Raw genomic sequence first — 834 nt, forward strand, 5'->3', positions numbered from 1 at the left:
GCTGATTCGATTGCCGCCAAGACTTCCTCCGCCTTACTGCGAGTTGGGTTTTTGGTACGAGTATAGTCAAATCCCGTAGACTGACCGAACTCTGGATGCTGATAAGTGGTTGAAAAATGAAGCGGTGTTACCAAGGCACCTGTAGCCTCATCTGACTTGATCCCAGCCTGGGCCAAAATTGTGTTGATGTGTAGTTCTTTGCTCATACAATACCTCCAAATCTATAGTAACTATTGTACCACTTATTTTCACTAACTCATTTTCTTGTTTTCAAGAGCTAGTTATAGTTTCAAACTATATAAAAACGATAGTTCCTTGAGAAACTATCGTTTTTCCTGTTGAATAGACTGGTTATTTAACGTGTTTTGCCAGTTCTTCTTGGGCTTTTTTATTTGATTCTTCTTTTTCTTTCAGCCATTTTTCTTTAGCTTTTTCATACTCATCAGCCGTTACAGTCTTATCTTGTAACTTGAGATACTTGTATGATTCGACACCCTTATTTCCAGCTTGTGAGAATGGCGATGAGAATGGAACTGTCTTTCTTAAGGTCGGTGTTCCACCCTGAGAAACGTTTGGAATTGCAAGGGCGCTATCAACGAGCCAAGCTTGAATTTCAGCATATTTTTCATAACGTTTTGCTGGTTCTTGCTCCTTGTTCGCTTCTTCTAACATTTGAGTGTAAGTATCCAGACCAACTGCCTTAGCCTTGTCATTGACCTCACCTGGTTCTAGACCAATGTTTTGCAACATACCACCGTTATTGACATTTAAGATATCAAGATAACTTGATGGATCCAAGTAGTCCGCACTCCAACCGCCATTATAGATATCAAA

General features: G+C 39.9%; 1 protein-coding gene and 1 pseudogene. Both read right to left on the minus strand.

Annotated features, from left to right (window positions below; genetic code table 11):
• A partial coding sequence (locus tag GMD1S_RS08355) for a PLP-dependent transferase (protein WP_000031944.1) occupies positions 1 to 206 on the minus strand: 206 nt, incomplete at its 3' end.
• A gap of 145 nt (positions 207 to 351) precedes the next feature.
• Positions 352 to 834: pseudogene (locus GMD1S_RS08360) on the minus strand (peptide ABC transporter ATP-binding protein); the annotation flags it as partial.

The sequence above is a fragment of the Streptococcus sp. GMD1S genome (assembly GCF_000296875.1).
GTDB lineage: Bacteria > Bacillota > Bacilli > Lactobacillales > Streptococcaceae > Streptococcus.